23 protein-coding genes are annotated in these 22,123 nt (G+C 67.4%); 17 read left to right on the plus strand and 6 right to left on the minus strand.

Going from position 1 to position 22,123, the window contains the following annotated elements:
- The first annotated feature begins 7 nt into the window (after nt 1–7).
- The 5 genes from NQK81_RS21510 (at nt 8) to NQK81_RS21530 (ending at nt 7,270) form a co-directional block, all read left to right on the plus strand.
- On the plus strand, nt 8–1,423 hold the full coding sequence (locus tag NQK81_RS21510) for an NADH-quinone oxidoreductase subunit N (RefSeq protein WP_306856061.1): 1,416 nt from the start codon (nt 8–10) through the stop codon (nt 1,421–1,423).
- Nucleotides 1,424–1,614: 191 nt separating this feature from the next.
- On the plus strand, nt 1,615–3,303 hold the full coding sequence (locus NQK81_RS21515) for a VanW family protein (protein ID WP_257489525.1): 1,689 nt from the start codon (nt 1,615–1,617) through the stop codon (nt 3,301–3,303).
- Between the two features lie 77 nt (nt 3,304–3,380).
- Nucleotides 3,381–5,156, plus strand: coding sequence for an aa3-type cytochrome oxidase subunit I (gene ctaD / locus NQK81_RS21520; protein WP_257484918.1), 1,776 nt, complete (start codon nt 3,381–3,383; stop codon nt 5,154–5,156).
- 79 nt (nt 5,157–5,235) lie between these two features.
- Nucleotides 5,236–6,774 carry a multicopper oxidase family protein gene (locus NQK81_RS21525; protein WP_257489526.1) on the plus strand — a complete coding sequence of 513 codons (1,539 nt, stop codon included), beginning with the start codon at nt 5,236–5,238 and terminating at the stop codon, nt 6,772–6,774.
- A 28-nt stretch (nt 6,775–6,802) separates the two neighbouring features.
- Nucleotides 6,803–7,270, plus strand: a complete 468-nt coding sequence (locus NQK81_RS21530) for a hypothetical protein (protein ID WP_257484916.1) — start codon at nt 6,803–6,805, stop codon at nt 7,268–7,270.
- A gap of 21 nt (nt 7,271–7,291) precedes the next feature.
- Here NQK81_RS21530 and NQK81_RS21535 read toward each other — a convergent pair whose 3' ends face one another.
- Nucleotides 7,292–7,936, minus strand: coding sequence for a cytochrome c biogenesis CcdA family protein (locus NQK81_RS21535; RefSeq protein WP_257489527.1), 645 nt, complete (start codon nt 7,934–7,936; stop codon nt 7,292–7,294).
- Between the two features lie 64 nt (nt 7,937–8,000).
- On the opposite strand from NQK81_RS21535, the gene NQK81_RS21540 reads away from it, so the two are divergent.
- From NQK81_RS21540 to NQK81_RS21580, 9 genes are read left to right on the plus strand one after another with little or no spacing between them, the layout of a single operon-like run.
- A complete protein-coding gene (locus NQK81_RS21540; protein WP_306856003.1) occupies nt 8,001–8,690 on the plus strand; it encodes an ATP-binding cassette domain-containing protein in 690 nt (229 codons plus the stop codon).
- Nucleotides 8,687–9,355, plus strand: coding sequence for a heme exporter protein CcmB (locus NQK81_RS21545; protein ID WP_257489528.1), 669 nt, complete (start codon nt 8,687–8,689; stop codon nt 9,353–9,355). The genes NQK81_RS21540 and NQK81_RS21545 overlap by 4 nt, the downstream gene beginning before the upstream one ends.
- Nucleotides 9,352–10,083, plus strand: coding sequence for a cytochrome c biogenesis protein CcsA (gene ccsA, locus NQK81_RS21550; RefSeq protein ID WP_257489529.1), 732 nt, complete (start codon nt 9,352–9,354; stop codon nt 10,081–10,083). Before NQK81_RS21545 ends, ccsA begins: the two co-directional genes overlap by 4 nt.
- Entirely contained in the window at nt 10,076–10,198 is a 123-nt protein-coding gene (locus NQK81_RS21555) for a hypothetical protein (protein ID WP_257489530.1), read from the plus strand. Before ccsA ends, NQK81_RS21555 begins: the two co-directional genes overlap by 8 nt.
- Entirely contained in the window at nt 10,195–10,629 is a 435-nt protein-coding gene (locus tag NQK81_RS21560; protein WP_257489531.1) for a cytochrome c maturation protein CcmE, read from the plus strand. Before NQK81_RS21555 ends, NQK81_RS21560 begins: the two co-directional genes overlap by 4 nt.
- Nucleotides 10,626–12,611, plus strand: a complete 1,986-nt coding sequence (locus tag NQK81_RS21565) for a heme lyase CcmF/NrfE family subunit (protein ID WP_257489532.1) — start codon at nt 10,626–10,628, stop codon at nt 12,609–12,611. The genes NQK81_RS21560 and NQK81_RS21565 overlap by 4 nt, the downstream gene beginning before the upstream one ends.
- The gene (locus NQK81_RS21570; RefSeq protein ID WP_257489533.1) at nt 12,604–13,080 is read left to right on the plus strand and encodes a cytochrome c-type biogenesis protein; all 477 of its coding nucleotides are present in this window, start codon (nt 12,604–12,606) and stop codon (nt 13,078–13,080) included. The genes NQK81_RS21565 and NQK81_RS21570 overlap by 8 nt, the downstream gene beginning before the upstream one ends.
- Nucleotides 13,077–13,631, plus strand: a complete 555-nt coding sequence (locus NQK81_RS21575) for a hypothetical protein (protein ID WP_257489534.1) — start codon at nt 13,077–13,079, stop codon at nt 13,629–13,631. Before NQK81_RS21570 ends, NQK81_RS21575 begins: the two co-directional genes overlap by 4 nt.
- Entirely contained in the window at nt 13,628–14,248 is a 621-nt protein-coding gene (locus NQK81_RS21580; RefSeq protein WP_257489535.1) for a TlpA family protein disulfide reductase, read from the plus strand. Before NQK81_RS21575 ends, NQK81_RS21580 begins: the two co-directional genes overlap by 4 nt.
- On the opposite strand, the gene NQK81_RS21585 is transcribed toward NQK81_RS21580, so the two are convergent.
- The 3 genes from NQK81_RS21585 to NQK81_RS21595 all read right to left on the minus strand — a co-directional run bounded on the left by NQK81_RS21585 (nt 14,245) and on the right by NQK81_RS21595 (nt 17,815).
- Complete coding sequence (locus NQK81_RS21585; protein ID WP_257489536.1) at nt 14,245–15,279, minus strand: prolipoprotein diacylglyceryl transferase family protein; 1,035 nt, start codon at nt 15,277–15,279, stop codon at nt 14,245–14,247. The genes NQK81_RS21580 and NQK81_RS21585 overlap by 4 nt on opposite strands.
- A gap of 282 nt (nt 15,280–15,561) precedes the next feature.
- The gene (gene lnt / locus NQK81_RS21590; protein ID WP_306856054.1) at nt 15,562–17,172 is read right to left on the minus strand and encodes an apolipoprotein N-acyltransferase; all 1,611 of its coding nucleotides are present in this window, start codon (nt 17,170–17,172) and stop codon (nt 15,562–15,564) included.
- Between the two features lie 55 nt (nt 17,173–17,227).
- On the minus strand, nt 17,228–17,815 hold the full coding sequence (locus NQK81_RS21595) for a M23 family metallopeptidase (RefSeq protein WP_257489537.1): 588 nt from the start codon (nt 17,813–17,815) through the stop codon (nt 17,228–17,230).
- 349 nt (nt 17,816–18,164) lie between these two features.
- Between NQK81_RS21595 and NQK81_RS21600 the strand changes: the two genes are divergently transcribed.
- Complete coding sequence (locus tag NQK81_RS21600; protein WP_257489538.1) at nt 18,165–19,256, plus strand: hypothetical protein; 1,092 nt, start codon at nt 18,165–18,167, stop codon at nt 19,254–19,256.
- Here NQK81_RS21600 and NQK81_RS21605 read toward each other — a convergent pair.
- A complete protein-coding gene (locus NQK81_RS21605) occupies nt 19,226–20,071 on the minus strand; it encodes a class I SAM-dependent methyltransferase (RefSeq protein WP_257489539.1) in 846 nt (281 codons plus the stop codon). The genes NQK81_RS21600 and NQK81_RS21605 overlap by 31 nt on opposite strands.
- Nucleotides 20,072–20,236: 165 nt before the next feature.
- Here NQK81_RS21605 and NQK81_RS21610 point away from each other — a divergent pair, with 165 nt between their 5' ends.
- Both NQK81_RS21610 and NQK81_RS21615 read left to right on the plus strand, forming a co-directional pair.
- Nucleotides 20,237–20,596, plus strand: coding sequence for a BlaI/MecI/CopY family transcriptional regulator (locus NQK81_RS21610; protein WP_257489540.1), 360 nt, complete (start codon nt 20,237–20,239; stop codon nt 20,594–20,596).
- Entirely contained in the window at nt 20,593–21,549 is a 957-nt protein-coding gene (locus NQK81_RS21615) for a M56 family metallopeptidase (protein WP_257489541.1), read from the plus strand. Before NQK81_RS21610 ends, NQK81_RS21615 begins: the two co-directional genes overlap by 4 nt.
- Before the next feature lie 11 nt (nt 21,550–21,560).
- Here the strand turns inward: NQK81_RS21615 and NQK81_RS21620 are convergent, their stop codons facing one another.
- Nucleotides 21,561–22,001, minus strand: coding sequence for a DUF2752 domain-containing protein (locus NQK81_RS21620; RefSeq protein WP_257489542.1), 441 nt, complete (start codon nt 21,999–22,001; stop codon nt 21,561–21,563).
- Nucleotides 22,002–22,123: the final 122 nt, after the last annotated feature.

Genomic DNA, 22,123 nt, shown 5'->3' on the forward strand with positions numbered 1-22,123 from the left:
CGTGGAGATGATGGACGAAGACCCGTCGGCGCTGCTGCCCGAGATCATCCTGGCGGTGGCCGCCGTGGTCGCGCTGCTGCTCGGGTCGTACCTTCCGCGAGAGCGCCAGTGGCCGGTCCGGCTGCTCACCTTCCTTGCCTGCACCGGCGGTCTGGTCGCCACCGTCCTGGCGTGGGCCGGGCCGGATAGGACGGTGTTCGGCGGCACGTACGCCATCGACGTCGCCACCAACGCCGGACGCGCGATCGTCCTCATCGCCGTGGTGCTGACCTTGGGCGTGAGCGCGCGCGAGTTCCGGTCATCGTCCCGCGAAAGCGAGCTGTATGTGCTCGTGCTGCTCGCCGCGCTGGGCACGGTCCTGCTGACCGGCGCCAACGATCTCCTGCTGCTGGTGGCCGCGTTCCTGCTGGCCAGCATCCCGTTGTACGCGATGGCCGGATTCGCCAAGGACGACACCGGCACCGAAGGCGCGCTCAAGTTCTACCTGCTCGGAGCGTTACTCGGGATCACGATGCTGGCAGGTGCCACCCTGTTGTTCGGCGTCGGAGGTGCCACCGCCTACGCGGAGATCGCCAAACCGCTGGCGTCGGCACCCGGCGCCGCGGTGGCGGTGGGCTTCGTCGGGGTGTTCGCCGGGCTGCTGTTCAAGATGGGCGCGGCCCCGGCGCATTTCTGGGTGCCCGACGTCACCGAGGGCACCCGGCCTCCGGTAGCGGCCTTCCTGACCACTGTGCCCAAGATCGGCGGTGTCATCGCTGCCTACCGGCTCGGCGCCTCCGGCATGTCCGAGACCGCCGTCGACTGGCCACTACTGATCGCGATCGTCGCCGCCGTGACGATGACGCTGGGTAACCTCGCCGCGTTCTTCCAGCGGAACGTCCGGCGGCTGCTCGCGTACTCGACGATCAGCCAGGTCGGCTATCTGCTGATGGCCGTCGTCGTCGCGACGCGCAGCCCCCTGGCACTGCCGGGCCTCCTGTTCTACGTCGGCGCCTACACGGTGACGAACCTCGGCGCGTTCGCCGTGGTGTGCGCCCTGCCGAAGGCACAGCTGATCGACGACTACCGAGGGCTCGTGCGACGCCGGCCGTGGCTGGCGGTCAGCCTCGCGGTCTGTCTTCTCGGACTGATCGGCACGCCACCGACCGCGGTCTTCGTCGGGAAACTGACCGTCTTCACCGCCGCCTTCGACGGCGGATTCGCCTGGCTGGTCGTCGTCGCGGCGGTCAACACGGTGGCGAGCGTCTTCTACTACCTCCGCTGGATGGCCCCCGCGATGCGGTCCACAGAGGACACTGACGCACCCGCCGTCGACCGGTGGGCCGCGAACACCGCCTACGCCGCAACGATCACGTCTATCGCCCTCGGCCCGCTTGCCGGACTCGTTCTGGGAGCACTGCACGGCGAGCTGGCCCTGTTCTGACCGGCGAACGTACCTCCGGCGACAAGGTCAACTAGGTTCAATAGTAGGCTAAGTCACGTTCCGGACGATGCGGCTCCGGAACACGTGACGCGGCGAGAAGACCGGGGGAAGTTGTGGTTCCATCAGGGGAAAGTGCTGGAGAAACCACCACCCAGCTCGAGGTCGAGCCCCCAGCGGATACCGACCGGAATGTGCACCCATGGTGGCGGCGCACTGCCACGATCATCGCGGCCGGAGTCCTCGGCGGCCTGGCCGTGCTCTATGGCCTCGACGTCGCGTTGACGGCAGGCGAGGTTCCCCGGGGGACGTCAGTGGGTGGCGTTTCGATTGGCGGGCTCACGCCGGCCGTCGCGGAGCAAACGCTCCGGGAGGCGATAACGCCACGACTCTCCAAGCCGGTCCAGGTCGTGGTGGACGGCCACGAGACCGCGTTCGTCCCGGACTCCGCGGGCGTGACTGTCGATTTCGCGGCCTCGGTCACCCAAGCAGGGACACCGCCCCTCAATCCCTGGACACGCTTCACCTCCTTGTTCTCCGGCGAGAGTTTCCCCGTCGTCGCGAGCGGTGACGACAAGGCGCTGACCGCGACCATCGACGAGCTGCGTACCGGCGTCGACCGCGCGCTCGTGGAGGGGAACGTCCGCTTCGAGGGGCTGACTCCCGTTCCCGTGCTACCGCAGGAAGGGCGACGGCTGGACCCGGCGGCGTCGCGTCAGGCGCTGCTGAGCGGATGGGCCTCCGCAGACCGTATCCAGTTGCCGGTCGAGACAGTCCGGCCCGAAGTAACCGCCGAGAGCGTGCGGGTGGCGATCGAGCAGGTGGCGGCAACCGCGGTGTCCGGACCGGCGACCGTACGGGGCGATGGCCGGGAGTCCACGGTGTCCGCGTCGACCATCGCGGAGGCGCTGACGTTCACCCCGTCCGAGGACGGGAAGTTGATGCCCAGTCTCGACAAGGCGAAGCTCGAGGAGCTCGCCGAGCAGCTAGCCCCGACCGAAAAGCCCGGCCAAGACGCGCGGATGACCTTCGAGGGCGATCGTCCCCAGGTCGTTCCCGCCAGCGAAGGGCGCGTGGTCGACTGGGACAAGACGTTGCCCGCACTCGTCGAGGCCATCTCCAAGGACGGGAACCGGGTCGCCGTCGCCGAGTACCGGAACACTCAGGCCCAGGTCACCACCGAGGAGATCGCCAAGCTCGGCATCAAGGAAGTTGTCGGGGAGTTCACGACCCGCGGTTTCGCCCGGGACTCCGGGGTCAACATCCGCGTGGTCGCCGAGAAGGTCAACGGCGCGATCGTCAAGCCAGGAAGCACGTTCAGCCTCAACGACTACACGGGTCCGCGTGGCCGCGCGCAGGGCTACGTCGAGGCGGGCGTGATCGAGGAGGGTGTGCCCGCGCGGGCCGTGGGCGGCGGGATCTCGCAGTTCGCCACGACGCTCTACAACGCCTCGTATTTCGCCGGGATGACCGACGGCGGCCACAAAGAGCACAGCTTCCACATCAGCCGCTACCCGGCCGCGCGAGAGGCGACCGTCTTCCAGAATCCGGACGGCAGCAGTGTCATCGACCTGAGGTTCAAGAACGACGCGCCGACCGGTGTAGCGATCCAGACGATCTGGACGAACTCGTCGATCACCGTACGACTCTGGGGCACGAAGCACGTCACCGTCGAATCGATCCCCGGCCCCAAACACGGCTACACCAGCCCGCCGACCGTCACCAAGTCGGCCAGCTCTTGCCGGCCCGCGAAGGGTAAGTCCGGGTTCACGACATCGGACACGCGGGTGATCCGCGACCTGAGCGGCGCCGAGATCTCCCGCACGACCCACAATGTCCGCTACGAACCCGAGCCCACCATCGTCTGCTCCGGCTCCGACTGACGCCACGACAGGCCTGACCTCTCGCGTCCATCCAAGTATCTACTATGCTACCTAGTAGTTACTCGGACGGAGGCCCCATGGTCGTCAAACCCGCTCCCATCGCGCTGCGACCCGGCTCGGAACGCACTGTGCCGCCGAAGGGCTCCGTTCTCCTTCGCCTGCTGCGCACGACCGATCACAAACAGCTGGGCATCATGTACCTGGTCACGTCGTTCGCGTTCTTCATGGTCGGCGGCGCACTCGCGATGCTGATGCGTAGCGAACTGGCCCGGCCGGGGATGCAGTTCCTGTCCAACGAGCAGTACAACCAGCTGTTCACCATGCACGGCACGATCATGCTGCTGCTGTACGCGACACCGAGCATCTTCGGGTTCGCGAACTTCATCCTGCCGCTGCAGATCGGCGCCCCGGACATGGCGTTCCCTCGCCTGAACTCGTTCTCGTACTGGCTCTACCTGTTCGGCAGCTTGCTCGTGATGTCCGGCTTCCTCACCCCGGGAGGTGCGGCCGACTTCGGCTGGTTCGCCTACACGCCACTGTCCAATGCCATCTACTCCCCCGGCGTCGGGGCCGACCTCTGGATCACCGGCCTCCTCGTCTCCGGGTTGGGCACCATCCTGGGCGCGGTCAACATGATCACCACCGTGGTATGCCTTCGTTGCCCCGGGATGACGATGTACCGGATGCCGATCTTCACCTGGAACATCCTGGTCACCAGCATCCTGATCCTGATCGCGTTCCCGATCCTGACCGCGGCCCTGTTCGGCTTGCTTGCCGACCGCAGGCTCGGCGCACACGTCTACGACCCGGCGAACGGCGGCGTGATCCTCTGGCAACACCTATTCTGGTTCTTCGGCCATCCAGAGGTCTACATCGTCGCGCTACCGTTCTTCGGGATCGTGTCGGAGATCCTTCCGGTCTTCAGCCGCAAACCCGTGTTCGGCTACAAAGGACTCATCTGGGCGACCATCGGTATCGCGGCCACCTCCGTTTCGGTATGGGCTCACCACATGTACGCGACCGGCTCGGTACTGCTGCCGTTCTTCTCCTTCATGACCTTCCTCGTCGCGGTCCCGACCGGCGTGAAGTTCTTCAACTGGATCGGCACGATGTGGAAAGGGCAGCTGACTTTCGAGACGCCGATGCTTTTCAGCGTCGGGTTCATGGTCACCTTCCTGTTCGGCGGGCTCACGGGGGTGCTGCTCGCGGCCCCCGCGATCGATTTCCAGGTCTCCGACAGCTACTTCGTCGTCGCGCACTTCCACTACGTGCTCTACGGCACGATCGTGTTCGCCACGTTCGCCGGGATCTACTTCTGGTTCCCGAAGATCACCGGCCGCATGATGGACGAGAAGCTCGGCAAGTGGCACTTCTGGACCACGTTCATCGGCTTCCACGCCACGTTCCTGGTGCAGCACTGGCTCGGCGCCGAAGGCATGCCGCGCCGGTACGCGGACTACCTGCAGTCCGACGGGTTCACCACGCTGAACACGATCTCCACGATCGGCGCGTACATCCTCGGTGCCTCGACGCTGCCGTTCATCTGGAACGTCTTCAAGAGCTACCGGTACGGCGAGATCGTCACGGTGGACGACCCGTGGGGCTACGGCAACTCGCTCGAATGGGCGACGTCCTGCCCGCCGCCGCGGCACAACTTCACCGAGCTGCCGCGGATCCGGTCCGAGCGGCCGGCGTTCGAGCTGCACTACCCGCACATGATGGAGCGCATCCACAAGGAGGGTGAGATCGGCTTCTTCGGGAAGCAGAAGGTCAACACCCACCGGGCGCCGTCCCAGGTGCTCACCGAGGCGGCCATGCCGGGTGACCACTCCAAGGACAACTCCAGCGAGTGACGGCTCGCCACGTCGCGAGGTGTCGCCGGAAAATCCATGTACTATCTAACTTCGTAGACCTCTGGACCGTGAGGGAGTCATGACACCTGCCGAGCACCTGCCGTTCCCGAACCGCCGGATGAGCCGGCGCGGATTTCTGGTGCTGGGCACCGGTACCGCCGCGGCTTTGGGTTTGTCCGCCTGTTCGTCCGGCGGCGGCACGCCTGCGCCGGCCAAGGTCGGACCGACCTCGCCACTGGTCGCCAGGGCCGAGCAGGCACGGCGTGCGGCGAACACCACCGTGACGACGGCGGACTTGACCGCGACGGTGGGCGAGGTCGACCTCGGCGGCGTACCGGTCAGGACGTGGACATACGGCGGAGAACTGCCTGGCAAGGAAATACGACTCAAACGGGGCGAGGTACTGAAAGCCAACCTCGGCAACCGGCTCCCGCAGCCGACGAGCATCCATTGGCACGGCCTCGCTCTCCGCAACGACATGGACGGCGTACCCGATGTCACGCAACAGGCCGTGGCGGCGAACGCGGACTTCTCCTACGAATTCACAGTGCCCGACGCGGGGACGTACTGGTTCCATCCGCACGTCGGCGTTCAACTCGATCGCGGGCTCTACGCCCCACTCATCGTCGAAGATCCGGCCGACGGCAAGGACTACGACGACGAACTGGTGATCGTGCTCGACGACTGGATCGACGGAACGGGCACCGATCCGGACGCGGTCCTGGACAATCTGAAGAAGAACGGCATGGCCATGGGTCACTCGATGCCGGGCATGTCGGAAATGGCCGGCATGCCGAAGTCGGATGTCCTCGGCGGCGACGCCGGAGACGTGGTCTACCCGCATATGCTGGCGAACGGCAGGCTCGCCACCGCCCCTCGTTCCTTTGACGGCAAGCCCGGGCAACGGATCCGGCTCCGGTTGATCAACGCAGGTGGGGACACGGTGTTCCGGGTCGGTGTTCCCGGTGTGCCGATGCGGGTCACCCACACCGACGGTTTCCCCGCGACCACCCGGAATCCGGCCGAGACGGTCCTGATCGGCATGGGAGAACGGGTCGACGCCGTGATCACGCTCCCGGACAAGGGTGTTCCCGTCATCGCCATCGCCGAAGGAAAGAACGCCTACGCCCAGATCCTTTTGCATTCCGGCGGCAGCAAAGCAGCGACAGCGAACGACGCCGCGGTCGCAGCCCTGAAAGCGCGGCCGGTGCAAAGCCTTGCCGACTTCCAGGCCACGCCTGAAGTCGCCCTGCCTGCCAAGAATCCGGATGTCGTCCATGACATGGTCCTGGCCGGGCCGGGCGCCAAGTACGACTGGACGATCAACGGCAAGCCCTTCAATCCCGACGACGGCCTGCCGATCCGGCAAGGGCAGCGGGTCCGGCTGCGCTTCGTGAACGACTCGGACATGTACCACCCGATGCACCTGCACGGCCACACGTTCCAGGTTCGCGGCCAGAACGATCTCGGCGCTCGCAAGGACACCGCGATCGTCCTCCCTCGCACGACCTTGGAAGTCGACTTCGACGCGAACAATCCCGGGCAGTGGCTCACGCACTGCCACAACATCTACCACGGCGAGGCCGGGATGATGGCCGTTGTGTCCTATGTGGAGTGAACGGACCCGTCGATGGACGGTCGCGGTGGTGGCCGCGGCGCTAAGCGCGCTCGCGGTCGGGGTGCCGACCGACGTCATCGACACGTCCTACTTCACCCGCATGACACCGATCCGCTGGTGGGAATACCCCGTATTGGCCCTGACCGCGGTCCTCACCGGGCTCTGGGTGTCCATTCCACGTCCCCAAAGCGACACCCGGGGGCGTGGCAGGGTGATCGGCTCGGTGACCGCCGCGGTGTTCGCCGTCGGATGCCCGGTGTGCAACAAGATCGTCGTGGGACTGCTCGGTGTTTCCGGTGCGCTCGGGTTGTGGGCACCCGTTCAGCCCGTACTCGCCGCACTGTCGGTGGTCGCCCTGGGCGCCGCCGTGGCGATTCGCTGGCGGCAGCGAGAGTGCACCACGGAAGCCTGCGCGCCGGGATTCACAACGGAGGCCAGCCCAGCCGGGCGAACCACGCCAGCATCCGGCTCATCAGCAGCGTCCAGCCACCCGTGAGCATCGCGATACCCATCGCCATCAGCAAAGCGCCACCGACAATCTCGATCTTCCTCGTATGCCTGCGCAGCCGGCCCAGGCCGCGTTGCCCCCGCACCACGCCGAACGCCACGAGCAGGAACGGCGCACACCGAGTCCCATCGAGTAGGCGAACAGCAGCAACGCGCCGGTACCGACAGTCGCCGTGCTCGCCGCGGTCGCGAGGATGGACGCGAGCACCGGCCCCACACAGGGTGTCCACCCCAGCCCGAACGCCACGCCCAGCACGGCCGCTCCGGCCGGACCGCCGCGCACACGACGCAGGTCGAACCGAAGTTCCCTGCGCAGCAAAGGAATCCGGACGACCCCCAGCATGAGCAGTCCCATCGCGATCACCAGCACGCCGCCGATGACCGTCAACGTCTGCTTCTGCTGTGCCAGCAGCAAACCCAGCGCCGAAGCCGTCATCCCGAGCGCGACGAACACCGCGGTGAAGCCGAGGATGAACAACAACGAGGCGCCAGCGACACGACGTTTGCTCAGCGTAGTGGTCGTCCCGTCCACAGAGGACCGTCCGACTCCGGACATGTAGGACACATAGCCGGGTAGCAGCGGAAGCACGCACGGTGAAGTGCACGAGATGATCCCCGCCACAATGGCCAGCGACAGCGATGCGTACAACTCCACGTCAGAACCTGCCTGTCGGAACCCAGATGAGTGGTCGGCTCCAGCCGACTGTAATCTACTAGCAATGTTAGTAGAGCAGCAGGATGCCGTGGTGGCCGTGACGGATCTGGACGTCCGCGTCCACCGCAGTCCTGTCCTGCGCGGACTCGACCTCGTGGTGCGCCCCGGCGAAGTGTTCGGTGTCCTCGGCCCCAACGGCTCGGGAAAGAGCACGTTGCTGCGCGTCCTGGCCACCCTTCTGCGACCGGCCGGAGGGCTCGGAACCGTGCTCGGCGCGCGGCTCGGCACCCCGGAGGCCCAGGACGTCAGGCCGTCGATCGCGCTCGTCGGGCATCAGTCGGCGTTGCATCCGCTGCTGACGCTGGAAGAGAACCTGCGCTACCTGGCCACGCTGACCGGACGGCCGGAGCCGGCGGTCACCGCCGCGCTGGACCTGGTGGGTTTGGGCCAGGCGGCTCACCGGCGGGCGAACCAATGCTCACAGGGAATGCTCCGGCGCGCCGACCTCGCACGGGTCGTCCTGACCGCTCCGAAGCTGCTGCTGCTCGACGAACCCCACGCCGGTTTGGACCCCGCGTCGTTCGGGTTGGTCGATCTGGTGGTGCACCGGGTCCGTATCCGCGGCGGTGCGGCGGTCGTGGTCTCGCACGACATCCCGCGGCTGACGTCGCTGGCCGACCGGCTCGCTCTCCTCGAGGGCGGGCGGCTGGTTCCGTGCGTCCACGAGTTCGCACCGGAAGGTGAGCACCGATGACCACGCCGCTACGGCAAGCCCGTGCCGTCGCCCGCACCGAGTTGCGGATCGAGGGCCGGGCCGGTGAGACGCTCTGGGTGATCGCGCCGTTCGGGGCGGTGGCGCTATTGCTCGTGCCGCTGGCCGTCGGTGCCGACCGCCCGATGCTCGCGCAGCTCGGCCTGGGGATGTACTGGGTCGTGGTGCTGCTGTTCGGCCTGCTCGTCACCCTCCGGCAATCCACGACCGATTCACCGGAACACCTGGGGATGCTGCGGCTGGTAGGAGTCGTGCCGACGGCCCGGCTCGCGGGTCGCGCGGCCGCGACCACGGTCGCGCTGCTGGCTTTCGAGATGCTGTTGCTGCCCGCCTTGGTCGTGTTCTACCAGCCGCCGATGCGTGGCTGGGCGTGGCTACCGGCCGTCCTGCCCGTCACCGCCGCGGGACTGGCCGCGCTCGGCACGCTCGCCGGGGCCGTCGTCCGCGGGCTCGCCGGGCGCGGCACGCTCGGCCCCCTGCTGGTCTGCCCGCTCGCGCTTCCGCTGCTGCTCGGCGCCACGGAAGTGATCAAGACGGCGGCCTACGGACGGAATCCGTGGCCTTGGCTCCTGTTACTGGTCACCACCACCGCGATCGGCTGGCTCGGCCTGCTGCTGAGCGCGAACGCCTGTGAGGAGAACACATGAACCCGCTCGGACGACGACTGCCGGTCGCCACCGTCATCGTGCTCGCCGCTGGGCTGGCCGGCGCCGTACTCGCGCCGCCGGATCGCATCCAGGGCGAGTACCAGCGTTTGATGTACCTCCACGTTCCGACGGCGTGGACGGCCTATCTGTGCTTCGTGATCACCTTCGTGGCGAGCGGGCTGTGGTTGTGGCGACGGAAAGACCGCTTCGACCGGCTCGCGGCCGCCAGCGCGGAGGTCGGCGTGCTGTTCACCGGTCTGACGATCGCGCTGGGTTCCTGGTGGGGCAAACCGGTCTGGGGCGTCTGGTGGACCTGGGATCCCCGGCTGATCACGACCGCGTTGATGTTCTTCGCCTACCTCGGTTATCTCGCCCTCCGGCGCGCGACGCTCGACCCTGTCGCGCGGGCACGGCGCGCGGCCGTGCTCGGCGTCGTCGCGTTCGTGCAGGTACCGATCGTGCACCTGTCCGTGGTGTGGTGGCGGGCGCTGCACCAGCCACCGACCGTCCTGAAACCGGGCGACCCGTCCATCGACCACCGCATGCTGCTGGTGCTGCTGGTCAACGTGCTCGGGTTCACCCTGCTCGCGATCACCCTGCTGCGAGCCCGCACTCGCTTGTCCTCGCTGGAGGAGGACCTCGCCACCGCCCAAGCCACCGCGGACAACCGGCTGGCCGGCCTCGCGGTGGCCGCACCACGGCTGGAAGGACCGGCGAACGATGTCTGAATGGACCTGGGTGATCATCGGCTTCGTAGTCACCTTCGGCGTTCTCACCGCGTACACGGTCAAGCTGATCCAGCGGACCAGGGCCGTCCAGCGCGAGTTGGGGCGTGACCGGTGAAGCGATACCGGCTGCTCGCCGTCTCGGGAATCGGCGTCGTCGCGGTGCTCGTCGGCGTCCTCGTCTTCGGCAACCTGAACGGCAACCTCGTCTACTACCTCACACCGAATGAAGCGCTGGCCAAGCACGCCGACTACGCCGAAGGCCGGCGTTTCCAGCTCGGCGGATTCGTCCGCCCGGGAAGCGAGCGGCGCACCGCCGACGGGCTCGCCTTCGTCGTGACCGCCGAAGTGCGCCCGGACAGCGCCGCGGTCGTCGTGCTGCATACCGGACCGGTGGCGCAGCTTTTCCAGCCTGGCATCGGGGTGGTGGTCGAAGGCTCGTGGCGTGGCACGGAATTCCTCTCGGACACCATGATCGTCAAGCACGACGAGAACTACCGTCCGCCGGGCCCGGCGCCGCAGCCGGGCACAGGAGGTGACCCTCGATGACGCAGGTGGTTCCGGCCGCGGGCTGGGGTGGCGCGTTGCTCGGCCTGGCCGCTTCGCTTGTCCTCGCCTTGTACGGCTTCCGCGCGCAACACCGCCCCGGCACGGTGCGAATCGGCCAGTTGCGGGCTGCGTCTTCGGTGATGGCCGGTGGCGCGGTCTTGTCCATGGCGGCTCTCGAAACCGCTCTGCTGACCGACAACTTCGCGATGTCGTACGTCGCGGAGACCCACGCGCGCGCGACCCCGCTGCTGTTCACGATCACCAGCGCGTGGTCCGGACTCGGCGGCAGTATCGTGCTGTGGACGCTGGTACTCGCCGGCTACATCTTCGTCGCCGGTCGAAAGCTCACCGGAGCCGACGACCGGCTCGGGACCGGTGCACTCGGTGTCATGGGACTGGTCGCCGCGTTCTTCTTCGGAATGGTGACCACGGTCGCCAACCCGTTCAAGATCCTGGCCACTCCACCTATCGACGGGCCAGGCCCGAATCCGTTGCTGCGTAATGACATCATGGTGGCGATTCACCCGCCGCTGCTCTATCTCGGCTTCGTCGGCTTCACGGTGTCCTTCGCCTACGCGATGTCGGCATTGGTGCTCCGGCGCGGCGGTGTCGACTGGCTGGTGCGAACCCGCCGGGCGAATCTCGTGGCGTGGACCTTCCTGACCGCGGGCCTGATCGTGGGCGCCTGGTGGTCGTACGAAGTCCTCGGCTGGGGTGGCTACTGGGCGTGGGATCCGGTGGAGAACGCCGCGCTGATCCCCTGGCTGGTGGCCACGGCGTTCATCCACTCCTCCGTGGTGCAGGTCAAACGCGGAACGTTGCAGGCGTGGAATTTCGTACTGGCACTCGCGACCTTCGCGCTCACCATCCTCGGCACGTTCCTCACCCGCTCGTCGGTGGTCGCGTCGGTGCACTCGTTCACGCAGTCCGGTGTCGGCCCCGCGTTGCTCGGATTCCTCGTCGTGGTGGTGGTCGCCGGATTCACGCTGTTCGCACTGCGCGGCGAGGACATCGCCACGCGAACACGATCCCTGCGACTCGGCAGTCGCGAGGGCCTGTTCCTGGTGAACAACCTTCTGCTGTGCCTGTTCGCCTTCGTCGTACTGCTCGGCACGCTCTACCCGATCTTCGTAGAAGCCCTCAGCGGCGGGCAGGTGTCGGTGGGGCGGCCGTTCTTCGACCGGATGGCCGTGCCGCTGTCGTTCGCGTTGCTGTTGGCGATGGGCGCGGGACCGTTCACGCCCTATCGCTGGGCGACGCCGGGTCTACTGTGGACGCGGTTACGCGTACCGCTTCTGCTCGGCAGCGCGGCGGCCGCGGTCGTGACAGCCGCGGGTCTCCGGTCGGTCGGCGCCGTCGCCGTGGTTCTTCTGGCGGTGACGATCGCCGCGGCGAGTGTCCGGCAGCTGCTGGTCGCCGCGCCGAACCGGCGGCCGCGAGGGCTGTGGCGGCTGGTCACCGGGCAGCGTGCGTACTGGGGCGGGCAGCTCGCGCACATCGGTGTCGCCGTCGTCGCCGTGGCGATCTCCGTCTCCGGCGCCACCACGAGCCGGGCCACCGTGACCCTCGCTCCGGGAGGCACGGCGGAGTTCGCCGGGTACACCGTCACCCTCGACACCACCGAGCAGCACGTCGAACCCGACCGGACGCTGCGCGACGCGCACCTCGTGTTCCGCGAAGACGGCCAAGTCGTATGGACGGCAGAGCCTCGGCTCGAGACCTTCGTCAACCAGCCGCAGGCGGTCGGCACGCCGACCGTGTGGAGCACGGCGGGCCGGGACATCTACGTGGCGCTCGCCCAGCTCACCCCGGAGAGCGTGACGGTGAACCTCTACCGCTATCCGCTGATGTCGTGGCTCTGGGTCGGAGGGTTCATGATCGCCGCCGGTGGGCTTTGGGCGCTGACCGGGCGACGGCGTGGCCGCCTGGAGCAGTCAGCGGCCGAGACGGCTCCCTCGCAGGAGACGAAAGCCGATGCGTAGCCGGGTCGTCAGTCTCGCCTGTATCGCCGGCGTGCTGATCCTGCTGGGCATCGTGGCGGCCCAGCTGGTGAACACCGGCGGGCAGGAAGACCGAGCCTACGAACTCGAGCAACGGCTGCGTTGCCCGGTGTGCAAGAGCGTCTCGATCGCCGAGTCACCCTCCGAGACCGCCACCGCGATGCGGCAGGTCGTGCAGGAGCAGGTCGCCGCAGGCCGCGACGAGGAGGAGATCGTCGGCTACTTCCGCTCCCGGTACGGCGACTGGGTTTTGCTCGATCCGCCCGCCCACGGCCCGACGCTGCTGCTGTGGCTCCTGCCGGTGGCGGGCGTACTCGCGGGCGCCGCCGGGCTCGGCGTCTTCCTGCGACGTCGACAAGTGGTCCTCGTCGTACCGGAGGACCAGCGCGATCAGATCGCACAGGCCTTGGAGCGAACGCGTGCCCGATACCGTCGTGAGGATCTCCTGTGACTCGTGAACGAGAACGCCTCGAGGAAGAGCGCGAGCAAGCGCTCCGGGATCTGCTGGCGCTGGAGGTGCAGATCCGCACCGGCGAGATCCCGGCCGAGGCCGGGCAACGGCTGCGCACGGAGTACGAACGAGCCGCCGCGGACGCGATGGCCCGGCTCGACGGCCTCGATGAACCCGGTACCCGCACACCGTCCCGGGTCAGTGTCGCCCGGACGCTCGCTTACGTCGTCACCGTGCTGGTCGCCGGGCTCGCCGCGGCCGTTGTCCTCCCCGGGGCGGTACAGCCCAGGCCGGAGAACGGTTTCGTGACCGGCAACGAGGTCACGCAGACCAGCACGCCCGCACCGCCGTTGCCCGCCGGCGGCGACGCGGCGGGAACGGCCCTGTGGATGCGGGCCAACGTCGAACTGTTCGGCCGCAACGATCCGGCCGCCGCGCTCCGCACCCTTGAGCAACTCCAGGCCCGGCCCGATCTGCTCCCCGAAACCCGCAAGGACGTCGAGGCCCTGATCGCCACCGCCCGCCGCGAACTCGACAGGAGCGGCCGATGAGCGCCGAATCCGTGGACGCCCGCACGTCGACGATGCGATGGCTGCGCTGGGTGGCCCTCGCCGCCGCCATCGCCGCGGTCGCCGTCGGCGCGTTGCTCGGCACCCGGCTCGGCAAGGACCCGACACTGGTGGACACCCCGTTGATCGGCAAGCCCGCGCCTGAGCTCTCGTTGCCGTACCTGGAACGCGAGGGAGAGCTGGACCTCGCGTCGCTACGCGGCCGGATCGTCGTCATCAACTTCTGGGCGTCGTGGTGCGTCCCCTGCCGTGAGGAGCAACCGACCCTCGTGGCGGCGGCTGACGCGTACGGCGAGGCGGGCGTGACCTTCGTCGGAATCAGCTATCAGGATCAGCGCAAACCCGCGATCGGGTTCCTCGACGAGCTCGGCCGCGGCAAGGGCTACCAGTACGTCACCGATCCTGGTTCCCGCGCTGCAATGGACTTCGGTGTCATCGGCATTCCGGAGACGTTCTTCATCGACCGGACCGGGACCCTCGTCGCCAAGATCACCGGGCCGACCGACCCTCCGCTGCTCGCGAGCACGCTCGACGACATCCAAGCGGGTCGCCAGCCGCGATCCCGCACCGACGGACCCGTGCAGTCCGAGCCCTCCTAAGCCACCGCCAGAATGGCCGCCACCGCGAGCACCAGCCCGCACGCGGCCATCGTCACGGCGCGACCGACCGCGGTTCGCGAATCGTTGCGCAAGGGGAACAGGAGTTGCCGGGCGAACGTATAGGCCGCGACCGCCCCCGCGAAGAGCATCCCGTCGACCCCAGGCTCGACGCCGAGTACCAGACTCAGCGTGACAATTCCGATCACTAGCGCGACGGCCGCCTCGGCGAGCTGGACCGGGAGCCTGCGAACTCCCAACCTCCGGTCGGAGGACCACAAGCCCCATCGGGAACTCGTCGGCCGCCCCGCGCAGCATCCGGTGAGAAAGCAGCCAGGCCGGCCTACGGCCATACCGAGGAAGACGCCTGGCGTCGTCAAGTCCAGGAGTCTCCCGATCGGGATGCCCACCACCACGGCACCCAGCGCCACCACGGCCAGCGCGACGAGAAGGAAGCCCTGAATACAAGCACCGGAGTTCATGAACGTGCGCGGATGCCGTCGATGCAAGGCGAGGTACCAGGCCTTCGCCCCGACGAACCCGAGCGCACAGCCGATGAGCGAGACGGCGAGCACCCCCACGACGCCGTACCCGGATCGAGCGACCAGGACAGCCTGGAGCGCCAGCGCCACCACCGCGCCCAGGCCGACCAGCAGTGGCCAGGACAGCAACCGCACTCCTGGGCCCTGCCCGAGGACGCCCGGTCGCGCGACCACGTCGACGACCCGTCTCGGCAGGTGTCTCGACGCGGCTGAGCCTCGTCCCGTCGCCGTGTCCGGCCTCGCCGTGACTCGCCAGGCGCCCGGGTTGACGCCCGGCACTTTCGCCGTGAGGGCTATCCGTCCGCTACCCGGAATGATCTCGAGGCGCTCGATCACGTCGAACCGGTCGCCGGGGCGTGGCTTGCCCGTGACGTCGGTCCGCACTCCGGTGAATCGGATCACCGCCGTGTAGGGGTCGCCCGAAGCGGCGGCGTCGAACCAGTAGGTGGCCGCGACCCCGTGTGGCAGCACCTCCGCGGCGACGCCGTCCATGCAGCCCACCGCCGCCGCGCGACCTTGTCCTGTGCGCCCTCCAGCCTCGGTCGGATCGGTCTCGGGCCTGGTTTTGACAGCCGCTGGCGAGGATGGGGCCGACCGTGGGCGAGCCAGTGCGGGCGGCAGGACGCCTCCGGTCCGCGCGGGACCCGCCTCTTGATGTGTCGGCTCCGTGCGCTGCGCCGGGCGGGTCATGGTCTTCGCCGACTTGTTCCGTGCCTTTTTGCCCACAGCGACGCACTTCCTCACGAGTCGAACCAACTACTACTCTCGATAGTACTAGCTCTTGTAGTGATTCGTGTCGACCTTGCCTCGCCGCCGGAGAAGCCCGGAAGCCTGCCGCTCCGACGACCGGGACCTCACCCACAGGACCAGCGCGGCGGCAACAGCCCCGGTCGCCGCCGCGATCAGCACCTGCTCGACCCAAGGCCCCAGCCGGTCGGACATGGTGAGATCCCGTCGCAGCGAGACCGTGTCGATCAGCGTCGTCGCGGTGAACTGGCGGGAGGCACGGGCGACCGTGCCGTCAGGCCGGATGATGGCGCTGACCCCGCTGGTCGCGGCGACCAGCACCGTGCGACCGTGTTCGACCGCCCGCAACCTCGCCATGGCGAGCTGCTGGTAGGTCATTTCGCTTCGTCCATACCACGCGTTATTGGTCGGCACGGCGAGCATTTCAGCCCCCGCACGGATCGCGTCGCGGCCTGCCTGGTCGTAAGCGACCTCATAGCAGATCGATGCACCGACGACCGTCCCACCCAGCCGCAACGCCGCCGGGCCCCCGGTTCCCGGCGAGATGTCTTCGCCACTATCGGCAAAGGGAGTGACCAGCCGGGCGATCTCCCGTGCGGGCATGTACTCCCCGAACGGCACCAGCCACTGTTTCGCGTAGCGTTGCCCAGGCCCCTCGCCAGGTTGCCAGACGATGGCGACGTTCTGGTTGCGTCCATCAGGCAGGCGCTCGAGTGCGCCGACGAGCACCGGGACACCGAGTTCGTTCACCAGTTCGCCGAGCCGGTCGCCATCAGCGGGCATCCGGACCGAAGTCTCAGGCCAGACGACCAGGTCAGGTTTCGGGACTTGACCTGCGCGCACCTGTTCGGTCAGCCGTCGAAACTCGGCGAAATGGTTGTCGCGCAGAACATCCCGCTCGCCGAGCAGGGCCAGCCCACGATCCGGGGCGTTGCCCTGCAGGACAGCGACCGTCCGGTCGCCCGCCCTCGCGCTGTCATCGACACTCGTCCACGCCCCCATCCCGATGACCACCGGGAGCACCACAGCCAGTACGGGCCCGACGAGGACACGGCGAAATCGCCATCCGATCTCCCGAGAGCGCAGCACAAGTCTCGACAGCCCGAAACCACAGAGCACCACCGCGAACCCCACCAACGGGGCGCCACCGAAGGAAGCCAACGGCAGGAAGAACCCTTCGGGCTGCGTGAAGGCGATACGCCCCCAGGGAAATCCCCCGAACGGGAACCACATGCGCGGCGTCTCCATGGCTATGACCACCGCCGCCATCCAGACGGCTCCCCAGGGGAGACGCTGCACCACGGCGCACAGGCCACCGGCGAGAGCGAAGTAGAGCGCCATCATCACCGACAACGCCAGCCAGGGCCACGGCCCGAAGTCGTCGCCGAGGAAATCCTGCAACCAGGACAGTTGCGGAACGAAGAAAGCAAGTCCGAAAAGGAATCCGCGACCAGCGCCTTGCCGAAACCGGCAACCGTGCAAAGTGAGTCCGAGCACGGCGAACGCCACCGGCGCCGACCACCACCAGGTCCGCGGCGCCAAGCTGAGGTAGAGGATCAATCCGGCGAATACCGCCGGAACGCCTGAGCGCAGCGCGCACCGCAGGGGTCGAGCAATCCTCAGGTCTCGTCGCCACACATCGTGATACTACCTTGAATAGTAGATCCTTACGAGCACGGCGCTTCAGCCGTACTCACCGTTCGTCGCTAACGTCCGCACCGCGATCTTTCAACCACCGCAACGGATCCGCCTTTCGGCCACCGGGCTCCCAGACCTCGAAGTGCAGATGAGGCCCAGTAGAGATCCCTTTGTTCCCCACCTCGGCGATCACCTGCCCCGCCTCGACACGCTGCCCGACACGCACGCCGTAGTCGTTGATGTGACCGTAGACGGTGATCGTCCCGTCGTCGTGCCGAATGCGAACCCACAACCCGAACCCACTGGCAGGCCCCGCGTCGATCACGATTCCTCGCAGCGGAGTCCGGATGGGAGTGCCGATCTTGTTGGCGATGTCCAGCCCATAGTGGGTACTGCCCCACCGCGGGCCGAAGTTCGAGGTGATCACGCCGGTCACCGGCGGATACACCTTCTTCCGCGCAGCCTCTTCGGCCTGCTTGCGAGCCGCTTCTTCCTTCGCCGATTTCTCGCGCGCCACCCTGTCCTGCCGGACGCGCTCGGCAGTCCGCAGGACCGCGACCTCGTCGTGCTGAGGTCTCGCGACGACGGGCAACAACATGCCGGCCGGAGAGCCCCCACCCCCGGCCGCCAGCGCCGCGTTCATCACCGGCTCCCGAGGAGGAGGCGAAGCCCCACCATCGTCGACTCCGGTTTGCGTCGCGGCCGCAGCGGCGCCCGCACTGAGACCGAAGAGGAACACTCCCGCCCGCCACGCCGTCCGAACGCGGACTCCAGTTCCGGAGTGATAGCCGGCCACGAAAACACCTCTCGGTCGGGAACAAGCTCACCGCCGCGGCACGCTACCACTATGGTGGATAGTAGGTAGTGAGCCAGGTCGCACACTTCGCAAATACGCCTGGTACGAGAGCGAAAACTGGCCGATTGTCGATTACCCGCTGGGGGTATATTCTGACGACACTTATACCCTCCGCCCGTATATCGAGGAGGCAATCATGGTCACGCGAGAGACAACGTCGGCCGATCGGTCCACGAGTCGCACCTCACCGGGCGGCCGCACAGCGAGTACACAGTGGGAGGACATCGGCGCCGCCCTGCTCGGTCTGTGGATCGTCGTCGCCGTTTTCCTCGACGGCCGGGCGCACTGGCTCGGCTTGCCGGACTCCTTCTTCACTCCGTGGCACGGAGCACTCTATGGCGGGCTGACAGCGCTCGGCGGCTGGCTCGTCGTGATGGGCTGGCGGCGGCGGACGACTTCGGGACTGGCCGCAGCCTTCGCGCCTCCCCGGGGATACGGCTGGGCCCTGATCGGCGCAGCCGTGTTCGCGGCGGGCGGCGCCGCGGACATGATCTGGCATGAGATCTTCGGTATCGAGGCGGGGATCGACGCCCTGCTGAGCCCGTCGCACCTCCTGCTTTTCGCAGGCGCGGGCCTGCTCCTTTCAGGCCCAGTGCTGGCCGCGCGGGCCAAGGAGAACGACCAGCCGAAGACACGGCTTCTGCCGATCGTGGTGGCTGTTCTCGCGCTATCGGCGGTGGCCGCGTTCGCGTTGAGCTTCCTGTCGGCGTTCCTCACCGATTCGCCCCTGCAAGCAGTGGGCGACTTCCCCGAAGGGACACCGGAACACGTCGCCACCGAATCGAGGGCGGTGGCCGGTCTGGGCAGCTTTGTCGTGACCTCACTGGTGATCGTGCTGCCGTTGCTCTATCTGCTCCGCATCTGGCGGCTGCCTTTCGGTGTCGTGACCGTGTTCGTCGTGGCGCATGCCGCCCTGGCGTCCACTGTGGTCGATTTCGGCTTCATCGGGGCCTGGCCCATCGTCGCGGCAGCGGCCGCGGGCCTCATCGCCGACACAACGCTGGACATCATGCGTCGATCGGGGGCCTCCTCACGTGCCCTGGCCTTGGCGACGGCCGCCGCCATTCCCATCCTGCTGTGGTCGGCTTTGATGCTCACCTTGGAGTTGACGCGCGGCCTTCAGTGGTCTGCCGAACTGACCGGCGGCGTGGTCGTCGTGTCGGCGATGGTGTCGGTCGTGATAACCCTGCTCGACGATCACCGAGAGCTGGTCGCCACGACGAGGTAAGCGGTGCCCATCCAGCGGCGGAATCCGCGCGTAACAGTGTCCGCAGGCCGTTCACGCCGACGGGTCCACTTGCCCAGAAGCCGATCGAACGGCGGAACCGCCGGCGTCAGGTCGTAGTGGACGACGTCGAGGGGATGAAGTCCAGCTTCTCGCATCCGTCGCCACAGCCACCCTGCTGGGAGAGTCCGGATGCCGGACCTCGGCACACTGTGTCGCCGCTCGGCTGAGCGGCCGAGCAAACCCTCGACCCGACCGAGCAGCCGAAGAAGCGGCCAGTAAACACCCCACTCGAACAACCGGTACAGGCTCAGCGGATTCAGCATGCTGACGAGAACGATCCCGCCTGGACGCACAACGCGTTCGAGCTCTCGCAACACAGTGACAGGGTCGCAGTATTCCAGCACCCCCATCGCGACCACGACATCGAAGCCGGCATCGGGGAACGGCAACGCTTCGGCCACGCCGACCACCAGGTCAACCTCGGCATCCGCCGTGTTACCCGCGGCCTCGACGATCATGGCAGGCGATCGGTCGACGGCGGTGATCCGGAAATCACCAGGACGAGCATCGAGCACACGCCGGACGAACACTCCCGGTCCGCAACCGACATCAAGAAGGTCACCACCCGGACATCGGTCCATGACCTCGAACACGGCGTGAAGTCTCGACGAGAAGTACCGCTCAGCCGGTCCCGTCTCATGGTAGGAGGCGGCATAGGAGGCCGCGAACGACGGATCATCGAACCGGGCGTGGATCTCCGCGCGGCCGGGTAGGCCGTCCGGATCGGCACCCCGGTCCCGGTAGTGAACCTTCACTTCCGAACCTCCCCGCAACTCGGGTCAACTATCTTTGATAGTAGCAAATCTACTATCAAAGATAGGAGGAAGAACAAGGCGATTCGGTACGTACGGTGTCGCTGCCACCGGGTGGTACGATCAGCCCTAGTAGACAGCGGACTCGGCGGCCAACAAGGAGGTCTTATGCGCGGTCTCGGCGATCTCGAGAGTGCGGTGATGGACATCCTGTGGCGTGCCGACACCCCGCTGAAGGTCCGTGAAGTACTTGAGCAACTCGACACCGGCAAGGATCTCGCCTACACCACGGTGATGACGGTGCTCGACAACCTGCACCGCAAGCAGTGGGCGGAACGCGAACGGCAGGGTAAGGCGTTCGCCTACCACCCGGCACAGAGCCGTGCTCAGGCGGCCGCGAAGTCGCTACGAGAGGTCCTGAACGAGTCAGGCGATCCCGAAGCCGTCCTTCTCCACTTCGCCACGACAGTTTCACCTGAGGAATCAGCGGTACTGCGCAAGGGTTTGCGCAGAACGGCCCGCGGATGACCGCGGCTCTGGCGCTCCTGCTGGGAGCGGCCCTGACCGGCTGGCTCACGCCCGGCCTGCTGAACAGGATCGACCCGGCCCGGGCAGACCCCGTAGCACTCCTCGTCGCCTGGTTGCTGGCCGCCGTCGGCGTCCTTGCCGCGACCGTCGCCGGCACCGTGCTACTGCTGTCTCCAGGCCACGGTGCCGGCACCACCGTGATGGCGATCGTCAACGAGTGCCTGGCGGCGATCTCCCACGGCACTCCCCCACGCGCCGAGGTCTTCGCGGGCCTGGGAGGTATCGCGCTCGTCTCGCTCTTGACCCTCCGGTTCGCCGTCATCGTCGTGCAATTCGCTCGACGACGTGCTCGCACCCGTCGACACCACCTCGGGATCCTGCAAATGGCCGCACGCTGCGACGACCGATGCCCGCAGACCTGGTGGCTGGACCACGATGAACCGATGGCGTTCAGTTATGCCTATCGCCAGGGGGTCATCGTCGCCACCGAAGGTCTCGAACGGCATCTGTCGGCCGCCGAGGTCGCCGCCGTACTCGCCCACGAGCGCGCACATCTGCGCGGCAACCATCATCACGTGATCACTTGGGTGGACGCCCTCGCGAAAGCCCTGCCGTTCCTCCCGCTCTTCCGCCAGGCCCCTTCCGCCGTGCGCGAGCTCGTCGAGCTGGCCGCGGATGTCACCGCGGTACGCGAACACGGCGCCGAAACGGTGCGGACGGCGCTACTCAGCGTAGCCGGGCACGGCACTCCGGACGGCACGCTGGCCATGGGCGGCAGCGGCGTGGAGCTACGGCTCGCCGCACTGACGAACGGGAACGCACCCGCGGGACCGGTGAAGCGGGCTCTGAGGTGCGTACTAGCCGCGGCGACGATGACCGCTCTTCCGATGATCACCGGGGCCGGCGTTCTGCTCTCGATCGCTGTCGTCGCTTGCCCGCTGACCGGGGCCTGAGCGCCTCGGTTTCAGGATCGCGCCACCGGCCACGACTGCATCAGCAGCTCGGCGTTCCACTGCTGGCGAAGCGACAAGGCGGCCATCGCGACGATGAGAATCACGATGGCGCCACGTCGCCATCGGCGCGGCAACCGGATCTCCAGCCAACGGCCGGCGACCAACCCGACTCCAGAGCGGACCAGCACACAGACAACCGCGGCGACGAGCGGAAAGACCATCGGGTTGTAGCGGGCAGCAGCAACCGCATCCCCAGTCAGCAGAAGGAAAGTCGCTCGCGTACCGCCACACAACGGGTCCATGATGCCCAGATAGTGCAGCGGTCCGTGAAGGTCGATCGTCGGCACGCCGACCACCCGCAACGTCACTGCCCCCACCACTAAGGCAGCGGCCGCGATGGTCAATCCACGATGATGGTCGCGATCCCGGGAAACGAGAACATGATCGATCACGGCCGCGCCATCAATTCTCTGGAACGGGAAACCGGCAACGGGCGGGTGCGAACCTGGGGTACAGGAACCAGGCCCGCACCCGCCGCGCCGTAACGAGTGACCAGCAGGGAAACTCGCACGAG

The sequence above is a fragment of the Amycolatopsis roodepoortensis genome, from assembly GCF_024628825.1.
Lineage (GTDB): Bacteria > Actinomycetota > Actinomycetes > Mycobacteriales > Pseudonocardiaceae > Amycolatopsis > Amycolatopsis roodepoortensis.

Bases quoted from the DNA above. Each gene is read 5' to 3' on its own strand.
- NQK81_RS21510 (WP_306856061.1), top strand. From the start codon at position 8: ATGATGGACGAAGACCCGTCGGCGCTGCTGCCCGAGATCATCCTGGCG.
- NQK81_RS21545 (WP_257489528.1), top strand. From the start codon at position 8,687: ATGACCACGCCGCTACGGCAAGCCCGTGCCGTCGCCCGCACCGAGTTG.
- NQK81_RS21595 (WP_257489537.1), bottom strand. From the start codon at position 17,815: ATGAACGCGGCGCTGGCGGCCGGGGGTGGGGGCTCTCCGGCCGGCATG.
- NQK81_RS21580 (WP_257489535.1), top strand. From the start codon at position 13,628: ATGAGCGCCGAATCCGTGGACGCCCGCACGTCGACGATGCGATGGCTG.
- NQK81_RS21570 (WP_257489533.1), top strand. From the start codon at position 12,604: ATGCGTAGCCGGGTCGTCAGTCTCGCCTGTATCGCCGGCGTGCTGATC.
- NQK81_RS21540 (WP_306856003.1), top strand. From the start codon at position 8,001: ATGTTAGTAGAGCAGCAGGATGCCGTGGTGGCCGTGACGGATCTGGAC.
- NQK81_RS21615 (WP_257489541.1), top strand. From the start codon at position 20,593: ATGACCGCGGCTCTGGCGCTCCTGCTGGGAGCGGCCCTGACCGGCTGG.
- NQK81_RS21555 (WP_257489530.1), top strand. From the start codon at position 10,076: ATGTCTGAATGGACCTGGGTGATCATCGGCTTCGTAGTCACCTTCGGC.
- ccsA (WP_257489529.1), top strand. From the start codon at position 9,352: ATGAACCCGCTCGGACGACGACTGCCGGTCGCCACCGTCATCGTGCTC.
- NQK81_RS21565 (WP_257489532.1), top strand. From the start codon at position 10,626: ATGACGCAGGTGGTTCCGGCCGCGGGCTGGGGTGGCGCGTTGCTCGGC.
- NQK81_RS21610 (WP_257489540.1), top strand. From the start codon at position 20,237: ATGCGCGGTCTCGGCGATCTCGAGAGTGCGGTGATGGACATCCTGTGG.
- NQK81_RS21600 (WP_257489538.1), top strand. From the start codon at position 18,165: ATGGTCACGCGAGAGACAACGTCGGCCGATCGGTCCACGAGTCGCACC.
- NQK81_RS21585 (WP_257489536.1), bottom strand. From the start codon at position 15,279: ATGGACGGCGTCGCCGCGGAGGTGCTGCCACACGGGGTCGCGGCCACC.
- NQK81_RS21525 (WP_257489526.1), top strand. From the start codon at position 5,236: ATGACACCTGCCGAGCACCTGCCGTTCCCGAACCGCCGGATGAGCCGG.
- ctaD (WP_257484918.1), top strand. From the start codon at position 3,381: ATGGTCGTCAAACCCGCTCCCATCGCGCTGCGACCCGGCTCGGAACGC.